This window comes from Pseudomonas sp. 2FG, assembly GCF_005502935.1.
GTDB lineage: Bacteria > Pseudomonadota > Gammaproteobacteria > Pseudomonadales > Pseudomonadaceae > Aquipseudomonas.
In genome coordinates this window covers 147,900-160,993 of sequence record NZ_SCMP01000012.1, presented here as the reverse complement: position 1 = coordinate 160,993, position 13,094 = coordinate 147,900, and the positions used below count along the sequence as shown (strand labels likewise).

At 61.7% G+C, this 13,094-nt stretch carries 11 protein-coding genes and 1 pseudogene; 6 read left to right on the top strand and 6 right to left on the bottom strand.

Annotation, left to right across the window (positions count from 1 at the left end; translation table 11 throughout):
- Positions 1-496 precede the first annotated feature (496 nt).
- On the bottom strand, positions 497-1,600 hold the full coding sequence (gene mnmH / locus FFS13_RS14065) for a tRNA 2-selenouridine(34) synthase MnmH (RefSeq protein WP_137819702.1): 1,104 nt from the start codon (positions 1,598-1,600) through the stop codon (positions 497-499).
- The gene (gene selD / locus FFS13_RS14060) at positions 1,600-2,634 is read right to left on the bottom strand and encodes a selenide, water dikinase SelD (RefSeq protein ID WP_137819701.1); all 1,035 of its coding nucleotides are present in this window, start codon (positions 2,632-2,634) and stop codon (positions 1,600-1,602) included. Before selD ends, mnmH begins: the two co-directional genes overlap by 1 nt.
- A 143-nt stretch (positions 2,635-2,777) precedes the next feature.
- Between selD and FFS13_RS14055 the strand changes: the two genes are divergently transcribed.
- From FFS13_RS14055 to phnE, 4 genes are read left to right on the top strand one after another with little or no spacing between them, the layout of a single operon-like run.
- A complete protein-coding gene (locus FFS13_RS14055; RefSeq protein ID WP_137819700.1) occupies positions 2,778-3,629 on the top strand; it encodes a putative selenate ABC transporter substrate-binding protein in 852 nt (283 codons plus the stop codon).
- Positions 3,626-4,429 (top strand): phosphonate ABC transporter ATP-binding protein, encoded by an 804-nt coding sequence (locus FFS13_RS14050; RefSeq protein WP_137819699.1) that lies wholly within the window; start codon positions 3,626-3,628, stop codon positions 4,427-4,429. Before FFS13_RS14055 ends, FFS13_RS14050 begins: the two co-directional genes overlap by 4 nt.
- Positions 4,423-5,250, top strand: coding sequence for an ABC transporter permease (locus tag FFS13_RS14045; RefSeq protein WP_137819698.1), 828 nt, complete (start codon positions 4,423-4,425; stop codon positions 5,248-5,250). The genes FFS13_RS14050 and FFS13_RS14045 overlap by 7 nt, the downstream gene beginning before the upstream one ends.
- Positions 5,247-6,014, top strand: a complete 768-nt coding sequence (phnE, locus tag FFS13_RS14040) for a phosphonate ABC transporter, permease protein PhnE (RefSeq protein ID WP_137819697.1) — start codon at positions 5,247-5,249, stop codon at positions 6,012-6,014. The genes FFS13_RS14045 and phnE overlap by 4 nt, the downstream gene beginning before the upstream one ends.
- A gap of 66 nt (positions 6,015-6,080) precedes the next feature.
- Here phnE and FFS13_RS14035 read toward each other — a convergent pair whose 3' ends face one another.
- The 4 genes and pseudogenes from FFS13_RS14035 to FFS13_RS14020 form a co-directional block, all read right to left on the bottom strand.
- Positions 6,081-7,373: an FAD-binding oxidoreductase gene (locus FFS13_RS14035; RefSeq protein WP_137819696.1), complete on the bottom strand. Its 1,293-nt coding sequence runs from the start codon at positions 7,371-7,373 to the stop codon at positions 6,081-6,083.
- Positions 7,374-7,574: 201 nt separating this feature from the next.
- Positions 7,575-8,942 carry a glutamine synthetase family protein gene (locus tag FFS13_RS14030; RefSeq protein WP_137819695.1) on the bottom strand — a complete coding sequence of 456 codons (1,368 nt, stop codon included), beginning with the start codon at positions 8,940-8,942 and terminating at the stop codon, positions 7,575-7,577.
- Between the two features lie 530 nt (positions 8,943-9,472).
- A complete protein-coding gene (ycaC, locus tag FFS13_RS14025) occupies positions 9,473-10,099 on the bottom strand; it encodes an isochorismate family cysteine hydrolase YcaC (RefSeq protein ID WP_137819694.1) in 627 nt (208 codons plus the stop codon).
- 227 nt (positions 10,100-10,326) lie between these two features.
- A pseudogene (locus FFS13_RS14020) lies at positions 10,327-11,177 on the bottom strand (pirin family protein).
- Positions 11,178-11,372: 195 nt separating this feature from the next.
- Here FFS13_RS14020 and FFS13_RS14015 point away from each other — a divergent pair.
- The gene (locus tag FFS13_RS14015) at positions 11,373-11,678 is read left to right on the top strand and encodes a panthothenate synthetase (RefSeq protein ID WP_137819693.1); all 306 of its coding nucleotides are present in this window, start codon (positions 11,373-11,375) and stop codon (positions 11,676-11,678) included.
- A gap of 173 nt (positions 11,679-11,851) precedes the next feature.
- Entirely contained in the window at positions 11,852-13,069 is a 1,218-nt protein-coding gene (locus FFS13_RS14010) for a hypothetical protein (RefSeq protein ID WP_137819692.1), read from the top strand.
- Positions 13,070-13,094: the final 25 nt, after the last annotated feature.

The window sequence follows — 13,094 nt, the reverse complement described above, 5'->3', positions numbered from 1 at the left end:
TTTCTACTTCAACCGCTTGCGCTTCCGATCACCCTTGGGCTTCTCGTCAGCGGGAGGCGAATTCTACAGCGTTTCAAACCGCTGTCAACCACCTCATTCAACCGCTTTCGATCGCTCCAGCAGACCGACCAACAAGACCCAAACACCGCCTTGTCAGCCCGGCGCATTCTACACAGCTTTCGCTGCTTTGCAACCCCTCTTTTAAAGCTAACTTCTTGTTATCTAAGAAGTTTTCTGAGAGGTCTGCGCCGGAAGTGGTGCGCATTATAGGCCCAGCAAATTAACCGTCAAGCACTTATTGAAAGCCTTTCCATCCAAAACCGAATATTAGCGTGACTCGGCACTCCCTCGGGAGAAGCTACTGCTAAGCAACTCCAAGCTCCTCTATATATAGAGAAGAGCCATGCATTCAAAACAGGCTTTGCACTAGCCGTGGCGACGCTGTAGCTGAGCGCACTGAGCGCCCTGCTTCTGCCCAGATCGGCCGGAGCGCCATTTACTGACGCTTTGCCCGCTCTTGCAGGTAGGCCACTACCTCAGCTTGCTCACCGGAAAACTCGATTCGGCCGCTCTTGCTTTCGCGCTGGAAGGCGTACATGGGGTCGTAGTACTCCTTCAACAGCACCTCGATCCAGCCGCGATGCAGCTCGACCGCACCACTGCGTTGCTGTTCAAGCAGGGCTTCCTGCATGATCGTCGCCAGCCGTTGGTAGCGCTCGCCGCCCAAGCGCTTGAGGATGTTTGCCAGACTCTGCTGCAGACGCTCGGCAAAGCGCACGAAACCCTGTTCGTCACCATGCTCAGCGATGAATTCGGCGCACAGGTCGATCACATAGTCGCGCAGAATGCGTTCGACGCGGCCTTCGAGGCTGTCCTCCAGCCACACCATCGGGTAGTGCTGCATGCCCTGATACAGTTCCAGCGGTTGCGAGCAGCTGCCCACCGTACGGCCTTCGTCCTCCAACACGAACCGCTCTATCCCGGCCGCCCGCTTTTTCAGAATATCCACCGCCAGGCGGTTCTCGAAGTCGATCTGCGCCGGCTGCCCAGTTACCCGTTTGCCGAAGCTGGAACCACGATGATTGGCGTGGCCTTCCAGATCCAGGCCATTGGCCAGTTGGCTCAGCGCCTCGGTCTTGCCGGTGCCGGTGAGGCCACCGATCAGGACGAAATCGCACTGCGCCACGGCCTGCTCAGTGATCTCCAGCAGGAAGGTCCGCATGGCTTTGTAACCGCCGATCACCCGTGGGTAGTCGATGCCCGCCTCGCTCTTCAACCATTGCTGGACGATTTGCGAGCGCAGGCCGCCGCGAAAGCAGTACAGGTAACCCTCGGGATTGGCGCGGGCGAACGCGACCCAGGCTTCGACCCGCTCGGCCTTGAGCTGGCCGGCGACCAGTTGGTGCCCCAGTTCGATGGCGGCTTGCTGGCCGTGCTGCTTGTAGCAGGTGCCGACCTTTTGCCGTTCCATGTCATTCATCAACGGCAGGTTGAGCACCCCAGGGAACGCGCCCTTGTGGAACTCCACCGGGGCACGGGCGTCCATCATCGGCGTGTCATTGAGGAAGAGTTCGCGGTAATTCGACGTGTTCTCGCGCATCAGCACACCTCGACCGCGTAGCGCTGTCGCTCAAGCATCTGGCCAATCGGCGCAAGCGTCAGCCCCAGCTCAGCGGCTACCGCCAAGAACTCGGCTTCGCCTTCCGGCGTGACCGCGACCAGCAGCCCGCCGCTGGTTTGCGGATCGCACAGCAAGAGTTTCTGCGCCTCGGGCAGCGGAGCGATCTTCTCGCCATAGCTTTCGAAGTTGCGATGAGTACCACCCGGTACGCAACCTTCGCCCAAGTAATACTCGACACCAGGTATGCGTGGCACCGCGGCGAATTCAAGTCGAGCGGTCAGCGCACTGCCGTCGGCCATTTCGAGTAGATGGCCGAGCAGGCCAAAGCCGGTGACGTCGGTCATGGCCTGCACGCCGGCGAGCTTGCCGAAACGGCTGCCGGGCTTGTTCAGGGTGCACATCCAGTCACGGGCCAGCCCCACATCCTCGGCCCGCAGTTTGGCCTTTTTCTCGGCCGTGGTGAGGATGCCGATGCCCAGAGGTTTGCTCAGGTAGAGTTTGCAGCCCACCGTCGCGGTGTTATTGCGCTTCATATGGCGCTTTTCCACCACCCCGGTGACCGCCAGGCCGAAGATCGGCTCGGGCGCGTCGATCGAGTGCCCGCCGGCCAGCGGAATGCCTGCGGCCTCACAGGCGGCGCGGCCACCGGCGATAACCTCACGCGCCACCTCGGGCGCCAGCACGTTGACCGGCCAGCCGAGGATGGCAATCGCCATCAACGGCTCGCCGCCCATGGCGTAGATATCGCTGATCGCATTGGTGGCCGCGATACGGCCGAAATCAAAGGGATCATCGACTATCGGCATAAAGAAGTCAGTGGTGGATACCACCCCGCGCTCGTCATCCAGGGCATAAACCGCCGCATCGTCACGCGATGCGTTGCCGACCCAGAGCTTCGGGTCGAGATTCTGCGCACCGCTGCCGGCCAGTATCACGTCCAGCACCTTGGGCGATATCTTGCAGCCACAGCCGGCGCCGTGGCTGTACTGGGTCAAGCGGATCGGTTCGCTCATCGGGGATTTTCTCGCTACAGGCAACAGGGGGCGGATTCTAGCAAAGTACAAGGGCTAAGCCTTAGCGTACGGAAGATTGCCCGCGCAGGCCCACTGCCCCCTATAATCGCCGGCTTTTTCCGCTATTTAACCGGAGAACCCCCATGTTCAAACGTACCTTGGCGCTCGCCGCCGGCTTTGCCCTGACCCTGTCCGCCGTATCCAGTTTTGCCGCTGAGACCCTGAAAGTCTCGGCCATACCCGACGAAGCGCCGACCGAACTGCTGCGCAAGTTCAAACCTCTGGGTGCCTACCTGGAACAGCAGCTCGGCATGCAGGTCGAGTTTGTCCCGGTATCCGACTATGCCGCCGTGGTCGAAGCGCTGGCCGCCGACCGCATCGACATGGCCTGGCTGGGCGGTTTCACCTTCGTCCAGACGCGGCTGAAGACTGGCAATGCCGTTCCGCTGGTGCAGCGTGAACAGGACGAGAAATTCACCAGCAAGTTCATCAGCGCAGATCCGCAGATCAAAAGCCTGCAAGACCTGAAGGGCAAAACCTTCGCCTTCGGTTCGGTCTCCTCCACCTCCGGCAGCCTGATGCCGCGCTATTTCATGCTTAAAGATGGGATCAACCCGGAAGAGTTCTTCAGCCGCGTGGCCTATTCCGGCGCCCATGATGCCACCGTAGCCTGGGTGCAAGCAGACAAGGTCGATGGCGGCGTGCTCAACGCCTCGGTCTGGGACAAATTGGTCGCCAGCGGCAAGGTCGACACGCAAAAAGTCAAAGTCTTCGCCACCACCCCGCCTTACTACGATTACAACTGGACGGTACGCGGCAGCCTCGACCCGGCACTGGCCGAGAAGATCAAAACCGCCTTCCTCGCCTTGGACCCAGCTAATCCAGAGCAAAAGGCGATTCTCGATCTGCAGGCCGCCAGCCGCTTCATCGCCACCAAGCCGGAAAACTACCAAGGCATCGAGGAAGCAGCCCGCGCCGCCGGCCTGTTGAAGTGATCATTCGCCTGAGCGCGGCAACCCTGCGCCACACCAACGGCCAGGTGGCCCTGAACGGGATAGACCTGAACGTCGAGCATGGCGAACGAGTTGCCGTTATCGGGCCATCCGGTGCCGGCAAAACCAGTTTGCTGCACCTGCTGGCCACGGCCGCGCGGCCCTCCACCGGGCAACTCGAACTGTTCGGCGAGTCGCCCTGGGCGTTGTCCGGCGCGGCGCGGCAAAGACTGCGCAGGCACATAGGCCTGATTCATCAAGCACCACCCCTGCCCCCCCGGCAACGGGTGGTGACGGCGGTACTGGCCGGCAAACTCGGTCAGTGGGGGCTGCTCAAAGGCCTGCTCAACCTGCTCCACCCGCTGGACATCGGCGGTGCGCGGGCCACGCTCGGCCGACTGGATCTGGCGGATAAGCTGTTCCAGCGCTGCGCCGAGCTTTCCGGTGGCCAGTTGCAACGCGTCGGGGTTGCCCGTGTGCTCTACCAGGCTCCGCAATTGATGCTCGCCGACGAACCCGTCTCGGCCATGGACCCGGTGCTGGCCGAACATACCCTCGGCGTGCTCTGCCAGCATGCCGCCGCAGACAAGGTCACCTTGCTCGCCAGCTTGCATGCGGTCGACCTGGCACTGGCCCACTTCCCGCGGATCATCGGCATACGCGACGGGCGGATTGTCTTCGACCGCGCGGCCAAGGAGGTCACCCCGGCCCAGCTCGATGCGTTGTATGCCAACGAGCAACTGAACCCCTTGCCGGCCTCGCCAGCACCGCCCCCCATTACCCTGCCTATTCCGCGATGCTGAGTTCGGCTACTCGCGACCCGGCCGGCCTGCCACGGCTACTGCTGACGCTGTTGGCCGTCGCGCTGCTGTGGCCCGGGATTCGGCTCAGCGAATTGAACCCCCTGGTGCTGTTCGACAGCGCTAACGCCCACAACATGGGCCAGTTCGTCGCGGCCTTCTGGCCACCGGCGCATGACACCGAGTTTCTGCAACTGCTCTGGCCGGCCACCCTGCAAACCCTGGCTATCGCCACCGCCGGTATGTGCCTGGCCTTGTTGATCGCTTTGCCGGCAGCCCTATTGGCCAGTCGCGCCCTGTCACTCTCGGCCGTGCCTCGGGGCGGCAATCCCAGTTGGCCGGCCCGACTCCTGCGCTGGCCGCCACGCGGCGTGCTGATCTTCCTGCGCAGCGTGCCGGAAATCGTCTGGGCCCTGCTCTTCGTGCGGGCCGTAGGCCTCGGCCCAACCGCCGGGGTACTGGCCATTGCCATCACCTACGGCGGCATGCTCGGCAAGGTCTACGCCGAGATTTTCGAGTCGGTCGACCAACGCCCGGCGCGAGCGCTGATGATCGCCGGCAGCAGCCGTCTGGACGCCTTCCTCTACGGCATCCTGCCCAACGCCGCAGCGGAAATGCTGTCCTACACCATCTATCGCTGGGAGTGCGCGATCCGCGCGTCGGTGGTGATGGGCTTCGTCGGGGCCGGCGGGCTTGGCCAGCAGATCGATTTATCCCTGCGCATGTTTGCCGGCGGCGAAGTGGCCAGCCTGCTGCTGACCTTTCTCGGCCTGGTCTTGCTGGCCGATCAACTCAGCCGGCTGTTGCGGGTAAGGCTGACATGAACCGCGCGCTCAATCTTCTGCTGCTGTTGGCGATCGGCAGCGCCATGCTGGCAGCCTTCCGCTATCTCGACATCGATCTCAGCGCCCTGTTTGGTGGCGACAGCCTGCAGCAAATGGCCGGCTATGCCCGGCGCTTCCTTGAGCCGGACCTTAGCCGCGCGCATCTCAGCGCTATCGCTCGCGGCGCCCTGGAAACCCTGGCCATGTCGGCACTCGGCACACTGCTGGCGGCGCTGCTCGGCTTGCTCCTGGCACTACCCGCCGCCAAGCGCTTCGGCTGGCTGGCCCAGAGCGCCGCGCGGCTGCTGCTCAATGCCTTGCGCGCCATACCCGAATTGGTCTGGGCCACCTTGATGGTACTGGCCGCAGGGCTGGGGCCGAATGCCGGCACCCTGGCGCTGGCGCTGCACACCTCGGGCGTACTCGGCCGGCTGTTTGCCGAGGCACTGGAAAACGCCCCGCCCGGGCCTGCCGAAGCCATTCGCCTGAACGGCGGCAGTCAGGTTGCAGCCTTCTGTTACGGCACCCTGCCGGGCGTCTGGCCACAACTATTGGCCTACAGCCTGTATCGCTGGGAAAACAATATCCGCATGGCCAGCGTGCTCGGTTTCGTCGGCGCTGGCGGCCTCGGGCAGATGCTCTATATGAGCCTCAGCCTGTTCCAGGAAGCACAGGCCAGCACGGTGATCCTGGCCATGTTGCTCCTGGTGCTGGGCGTGGATGCCTTGAGTAGCTGGGGACGGCAACGCTGGGTGAATGCCTGACCTGAACGAGCCTCGATGGTGGCCAAGCAACCCCCACAGAGCAGATCAAGCCAGGAAGCCGCGGACTCAGCGCAACCGCTCAAGCATCTGGTAGTACCACATGCCCACGGCCATCATCTGATTGCCCAGCCAGGCGCCAACCGGCAGGCGGATATGGCTGACACCGGCAAAGGTATCGAACTTCTCCATCGATCCGGTAACGGCATTGGCCATGATTTCGCCGACGATATGGGTGGTGGCCACCCCGTGCCCCGAGTAGCCCTGGGCGTACCAGACATTCTTTGAAAGTTTGCCTAGCTGCGGAATCCGGTTGATCACGATGCCCATCATGCCGCTCCACTGGAACTCGATCTCGACCCCCTTGAGCCTGGGGAACGTATGTTCGATCGCCGGGCGCAGTTCGGCTTCGATGTCGCGCGAATCACGGCCGGAATAGTTGGCACCGCCGCCGAACAGCAGGCGCTTGTCGGCCGTCATGCGGTAATAATCGAGTACGAAACGACAGTCGTAAACGGCCAGGTCGTGAGGATTTAGGATGGCCGCGACCTCTTCGCCCAGCGGCTTGGTGGTGACGATGCCACCCGAGGCCGGAAAGATCATCCCACCCATCTTCCGCTGTTCGAGCTTATGGTAGGCGTTGCCGGCGAGGATCACCGAGTTGGCGGTGATCCGCCCATGCTCGGTCACCACCACCGGCAGATCGTTGTGGATAATCTCCACGACCGGCGAATTTTCGAAAATCAGTGTGCCCAAGCTGGCGGCGGCCTTGGCTTCACCGATACACAGGTTCAGCGAGTGCAGATGCATGTTGCGCTTGTTATGCAGGGCACCATGGTAGACATCGGTTTCCAGGTAATTCGGCATCTCACTGGCACTGATCATGCGCACTTCGTCGCCCATGCCGCGGCGTACCGCCTCGTCATAGTTGGCCTGCAGGCCTTCCATGTGGCTCGGTTTGTAGGCGGCGTGCAGGTGACCGTGCTTGAGGTCGCACTGGATGCCGTACTTGGCCACGCGCTTCTTGATGATTTCGTGCCCACGCCAGCGCAGGTTCCAGATGAAGTCGTCGACCTCGCCACCCAGCTTGGCGCGCATCTGTTTGCGCATCGCCTCGTCACCGGACAGGCTGCCCGTGACTTGGCCGCCATTGCGACCGGTGGCGCCCCAGCCAATCTTCTTGGCTTCGATGATCGCCACTTTCAGGCCGCGCTCGGCCAGCTCGACCGCCGTCGAAACACCGGTAAAACCACCGCCGATGATCGCCACATCGACCCGCTGCTCGCCTTCCAGGCGCGGGTAGCTGGTTTCCTCATTGAGGGTGGCCGTGTAGTAAGAGTTGCAGCGCTGTGTAGTAGTCATAGCACTCAGGTTCCCACTTCTATTGTCGCTGATACAAAGCCTGAAACGGCGCCAGAGCAGTGCTGCAAAGGCCAGCCGAATTCAGGCTCCTGATTGATTTAGCTTCTCGGCTCAAAGAGCCGGCTCGTAGGCCATCGCCTGGGAGCAGACCGGGGCATAGTCACCTGCCCCGCTCAGCACTCGACAACCAACCAGCGCCTATCACGCCTGCTGCAGATACCAGCGCCAGTCTTGCTCGCCTACCTCGCCCATAAACTGCCGGTACTCGGCACGTTTGACCGCGAGGTAGACCCGCAGAAACTCGTCACCCAGGGCATCGCGGGCCCAGGCGGAGTTTTCCAGCGCGCGCAAGGTGGTCAGCCAGTCCGTCGGTAAAACCTCCTTGGCCTGGGCGTAACCGTTGCCCTCGATAGGCGCGCCGGGGTCGAGCTGTTCGCGGATGCCGCGGTGGATACCGGCAAGGATCGCGGCGGCGGCCAGATAAGGGTTGGCATCGGCGCCGCAAATGCGGTGCTCGATGTGCCGGCTGTTCGCCGGGCCACCCGGCACACGCAGGCTCACGGTGCGATTGTCCACGCCCCAGGTCGGCGCCAGCGGCGCGTAGCTGTTGGCCTGGAAGCGGCGGTAGGAGTTGGCGTTGGGGCAAAAGAACAGCAGCGAATCGAGTAGCGTGGCAAGCATGCCGCCAATCGCCTGCTTGAGCAGCGGCGTACCCTCCGGCGCCTCGCTGGCGAACAGATTGTTACCCAGCTCATCCGCCAGGCTGACGTGCATGTGCATGCCCGTGCCGGCGATATGATCGAAGGGTTTGGCCATGAAACAGGCAATCATCCCGTGCTTGTGCGCCACGCCTTTGACCAGGCGCTTGTAGCGTACGGCTTCGTCCATCGCCTGCAGGGCATCGGCACGATGCTCCAGGGTGATTTCCACCTGACCGGGGGCATATTCGGAGATCGCAGTACGTGCGGGTATACCTTGCGCCTTGCACGCGGCATACAGGTCCGCGAGGAACGGTTCGATCTGCTCGAGTTCGCGCAAACCATAGACTTGCGTGCTGTGGGGGCGGCCGCCATCGGCATCCAGCGCCGGCTGTGGTCGGCCATTGCTGTCGCGTTTCTGGTCGAGCAAGTAGAACTCCAGCTCGGCCGCCATGATCGGGTAATAACCATCGGCCTTGAGTTCGTCGATGACCTTGGCCAGTAGCCGCCGCGGGTCAGCCACCGCAGCCGGCATGCCCTGTTGCGGGTGCATGCTGACCTGCACCGCCGCGGTCGGCATCAGCCGCCAAGGCAGGCGGGTCAGGCTACCGGACAGCGGATAGGCGCGGCAGTCGATATCACCGACATCCCAGACCAAACCGGAGTTCTCGACATCCTCGCCATTGACCGTCAGCCCAAGAATGGTGCTTGGCAACGGCCGCCCCGTTTCATAAACCGCCAACAACTCATCGCGATGCAGCAACTTGCCGCGTGGCACACCGTTGTTGTCGAGGATAAACAGCTCAAAAGCCTCGATATCGGGGTTCTGTTCGAGGAAGTTCAGGGCTTCTTGCGGTGTGGCAAAGCTCATGGGGACTCTCTTGTTATCGCGTCGTCTTGACGTTCACGGTGCATAACCTGCGGGTACGCGCAGGCCGGATCTGCCCATGCAAGGAGATCGGGTTACCGGGCTGCCGGAGAATGCACGCGGGAAACGGCGCTGCTGTTGTGCAGGCGCAGGTTCAGGTAGCGGACAGGGCGAGTTGCCTGTCAGAGGGCCGGAGCGTCAGGCGGCCGCGCATGGCGGCAGTGCCACAATGCCCAAAACGCTAATTCAAGAGGAAGGGAGGTACTCAATTGGAATCGCTCTGCTCAACAGTTTGCGGTGGCTTATGGTTGCTGAAAGCAGCGGGCAACAAAGGAACGCTTGAGGCGATATCCCTGTAGCCAAGCTGCTTGAGGCGAAGGTGCCAAGGCAAGCGTGTGGCGGGCAGAATCACACAAGAGTTAAGCGGCGTTAAATCTAATTTTATCTATGCTTGGTTATTGCAACGCTAAACATTGATTGGCAAAACGGTTTTCCACCATGGGCATCCAGGCTAGCTAGCTCGCCCAAAGTCGTTACTTGCCGGCCTTGAGGGTGGTGTAGCTGGTGATCAGGTTGCGGTAGTCGGGGATATGGTTGGAGAACAGCGTGCCCAGCCCTTCGACATCGTTGCGCCAATCCCGATGCAGCTCGCAGGCCAGACCGAACCAGGTCATCAGCTGTGCGCCGGCTGAAGACATGCGGTTCCAGGCCGAGTGACGGGTAACTTCGTTGAAGGTGCCCGAGGCATCGGTAACCACGAACACGTCGTAACCTGCCTCAATCGCCGAGAGCGCCGGGAAAGCCACGCAGACTTCGGTGACCACGCCGGCAATAATCAGTTGCTTCTTGCCGGTGGCCTTCACGGCCTTGACGAAGTCTTCGTTGTCCCAGGCGTTGATCTGGCCGGGACGGGCAATGTAGGGCGCCTCCGGAAACAGTGCCTTCAGCTCGGGAACCAGCGGGCCGTTGGGGCCATCCTCGAAACTGGTGGTAAGAATGGTCGGCAACTTGAAGTACTTGGCCAGGTCGGCCAAAGCCAGCACGTTGTTCTTGAACCTGTCCGGATCCAAGTCGCGCACCAGCGACAGCAGGCCCGCCTGGTGATCCACCAGCAGTACCGCAGCCTGGGTTTTGTCGAGGCGTTTGTAGGGAGTGGTCATGATCAGTCCCCTTGCATCTTTTTCAGGGAAATCCGCCAGCCGGATTGCGTTATGGCAACCAGGCTGTGCGGGGTCGTGCTACGGATGAGACGGAGCCCATCGACTGCTGCGGAAGTTGATGTTGTTGGGGCCGCCCAGCCGGGCAGGACGGGGCTATCGATGGGGCGCCCTCCCGGTGCAAGCGGGTCTATCCAGACTAGTCAGCTGCCAGGTCGCGGATGCGGCCATCAGTTGTGCATTCGTCCGAAACTGCCGTTATTGAAGTCCTGTATCGCCTGCTCGATTTCCTCCCGGCTGTTCATCACGAAGGGCCCGTAACCGACTATAGGTTCGTCTATGGGTTCGCCATCCAGCAGCAGCACCATGGCCTCGTTGTTGGCCTCCAACGCCAGTTCGTCGCCGGTACGATCGAGCAAGACCATCTGCGCCTCCCGCGCCACCTGAGTACCGTTGACCAGCACGCTGCCACGCAGCACGATCAGTGCGGCAGATTGAGCGCGACGCTCTTGCCGGCATTCAGGCGAATATCCCAGACATCCATCGGCGTGAAGGTGCGCGCCGGGCCCTTGTGGCCGGCGTACTCCCCGGCGATCAGGCGCAGACTGCCGGCGGCGTCCGGCAGCCGCACGAGCGGAATGTCCCGATCGAGAAGGGTCTGGTAGCCCGGCTCGGCCAGCTTGTCCTTGGCCGGCAGGTTCACCCACAGCTGCACCATTTCCAGGGTGCCGCCGCTGCGGGTGAATTCATCGGAGTGGAACTCTTCATGCAGGATGCCCGAGGCCGCGGTCATCCACTGCACATCGCCGGGGCCGATGCGCCCACCGCTGCCGGTGGAGTCACGGTGCTCCAACTCGCCCTGGTAGACGATGGTCACAGTTTCGAAACCGCGATGCGGGTGCTGCCCGACGCCGCGCGGGCGTTGTGTCGGGGTGAAGTCGGCCGGGCCGGCGTAGTCCAGCATCAGGAATGGGCTGGTGTGTTTACCCAAACTGTCGTAGGAAAACAGCGTGCGCACCGGGAAGCCATCGCCGACCCAATGCTGTTTGGGGCTGCTGTAGATACCGAGGATCTTTTTCATAGCGCTCTCCTTAACCAATAGAGACAACGATAGATCCGCGTTCACAGTGACCCGCTTCATGCAAAACCAGGATCTACGGGGCGACAAGAACCCTCATCCGGCACCCCACGAGGTGTGCGACAAAAATGTCGCCTAATCTGTAGTTTGGCGCCAGCGGCACCGCCTTTGATTGCCGCAACAAAGGGGAGCTCACAAATGAAAATGCTACTCACGGCCGAGTTTCCACTTGAACCATTCAACTCGTTAGTCAGAAGCGGAAAGGTGGGCGAGATCATTGGGCGCATTCTTGAATCAATCAAGCCGGAGACTGCCTACTTCACGGAGCAAGACGGAAAACGCGGCGGTATCTTTGTGATTAACGTACAAGATCCGTCTGATTTACCTGCCTTTGCTGAGCCCTTCTTTCTTAACTTCCAGGCCAACTGCAAGTTCCGCATCTTGATGAGCCCGGAAGACTTACAAAAGGCTGGCTTGGAAGAGCTCGGAAAGAAATGGGCGTGAGTGACTCCTCACTAAGCGCTCAAGGGCACGGGCGTGCCGCCCGCATGCCCTTAACTCAGGCGTTTGCCGTTCTGGAGGAACTCTGGATGAGTACTCATCTGGCTTTTTCTGCCCAGCGCGCTCGTCCATCCTGCTGAGCGCCATGCGCTTTGCCTCGATGCGGAGGGACTGAAATGAAATCCCGAACATCGGAACCCAGCGACGGTTTGGGTTCGTTCCCGGCGGCGCAAGACTTCTCGCTCGTCCTCGGCGGGCCGCTCTTCCAGCTGCTGATTCGGGCGCACCTGTCCGACGATACGCTGATGCTGGTGCGCCAACGCATCATCCTGATCTCGCTGCTTGTATGGCTGCCGCTCTTGGTGCTCTCAACTCTGGAAGGGCAGCTGCTCGGCGGGAGTGTGGCCGTGCCCTTCCTGTTGGACGTGGAAGCCCACGTCCGCTTCCTGGTGGCGATGCCGCTGTTGATCGCTGCCGAGCTTGTGGTGCACCGGCGCATGCGTTCCGTGGTGAAGGTATTCCTGGAGCGCCATTTGATTCCCGAAAGCGCCATGCCGCGGTTCGATGCCGCCATTGCGTCGGCATTTCGGCTGCGCAACTCGGTGTCCGCCGAGGTACTGCTGATCGCCTTCGTGTATCTCGTCGGTGTCCTGATCATCTGGCGCCAATACGTGGCGCTCGACGCAGCCACGTGGTACGCGACTCCGTCCGTTGACGGCTCGAAGCTCTCGTTCGCCGGGATGTGGTATGGCTACGTGAGCTTGCCGATCTTCCAGTTCCTGCTGTGCCGCTGGTATTTCCGACTCTTCATCTGGGCGCGCTTCCTCTGGCAGGTGTCACGCATCGAGTTGAGCCTGGTTCCCTCGCATCCTGATCGCCTCGGCGGCCTGGGATTTCTCTCCAATACAGCCCACGCCTTCGCCCTGCTCGCGGTAGCGCACGGCGCGCTGCTTGCCGGGCAGCTCGCCAGCCGCATTTTCTATGCGGGCGCAGCACTGACCGAGTTCAAGGTCGAAATCGCCGTGGTGGTCATTGTTCTGCTGTGCCTGGTCTTCGGCCCACTCCTGGTGTTTACGTCTCAGCTTGCTCAGGCGAAGCGCACGGGCCGGAGCGAATTTGGCACGCTGGCGGAGCGTTACGTGCGCGAGTTCGATACCAAGTGGCTGCGTGGCGGCGCGCCTGCCGATGAGCCGTTCGTGGGGAGCGCCGACATCCAGTCCCTCGCCGATCTGGGCAATAGTTACGAGGTGGTACGGAGCATGCGCCTCGCGCCTGTTACCAAGGACGCCATCCTCCAAATCGTGGTCGCCACACTGGCGCCGATCGTGCCGCTGGTACTGACCATGATGCCGCTGGAAGAACTGCTGAAAATGCTGGTGGGGGTGGTGTTTTAGGAAACCTCCAAGAGCAAATGCACGA

What these genes read in the sequence shown, in the direction of transcription:
- FFS13_RS14010 (WP_137819692.1), top strand. Translation starts at nt 11,852, where the DNA reads ATGAAATCCCGAACATCGGAACCCAGCGACGGTTTGGGTTCGTTCCCG.
- FFS13_RS14035 (WP_137819696.1), bottom strand. Translation starts at nt 7,373, where the DNA reads ATGACTACTACACAGCGCTGCAACTCTTACTACACGGCCACCCTCAAT.
- FFS13_RS14030 (WP_137819695.1), bottom strand. Translation starts at nt 8,942, where the DNA reads ATGAGCTTTGCCACACCGCAAGAAGCCCTGAACTTCCTCGAACAGAAC.
- ycaC (WP_137819694.1), bottom strand. Translation starts at nt 10,099, where the DNA reads ATGACCACTCCCTACAAACGCCTCGACAAAACCCAGGCTGCGGTACTG.
- FFS13_RS14015 (WP_137819693.1), top strand. Translation starts at nt 11,373, where the DNA reads ATGAAAATGCTACTCACGGCCGAGTTTCCACTTGAACCATTCAACTCG.
- selD (WP_137819701.1), bottom strand. Translation starts at nt 2,634, where the DNA reads ATGAGCGAACCGATCCGCTTGACCCAGTACAGCCACGGCGCCGGCTGT.
- FFS13_RS14055 (WP_137819700.1), top strand. Translation starts at nt 2,778, where the DNA reads ATGTTCAAACGTACCTTGGCGCTCGCCGCCGGCTTTGCCCTGACCCTG.
- mnmH (WP_137819702.1), bottom strand. Translation starts at nt 1,600, where the DNA reads ATGCGCGAGAACACGTCGAATTACCGCGAACTCTTCCTCAATGACACG.
- FFS13_RS14045 (WP_137819698.1), top strand. Translation starts at nt 4,423, where the DNA reads ATGCTGAGTTCGGCTACTCGCGACCCGGCCGGCCTGCCACGGCTACTG.
- phnE (WP_137819697.1), top strand. Translation starts at nt 5,247, where the DNA reads ATGAACCGCGCGCTCAATCTTCTGCTGCTGTTGGCGATCGGCAGCGCC.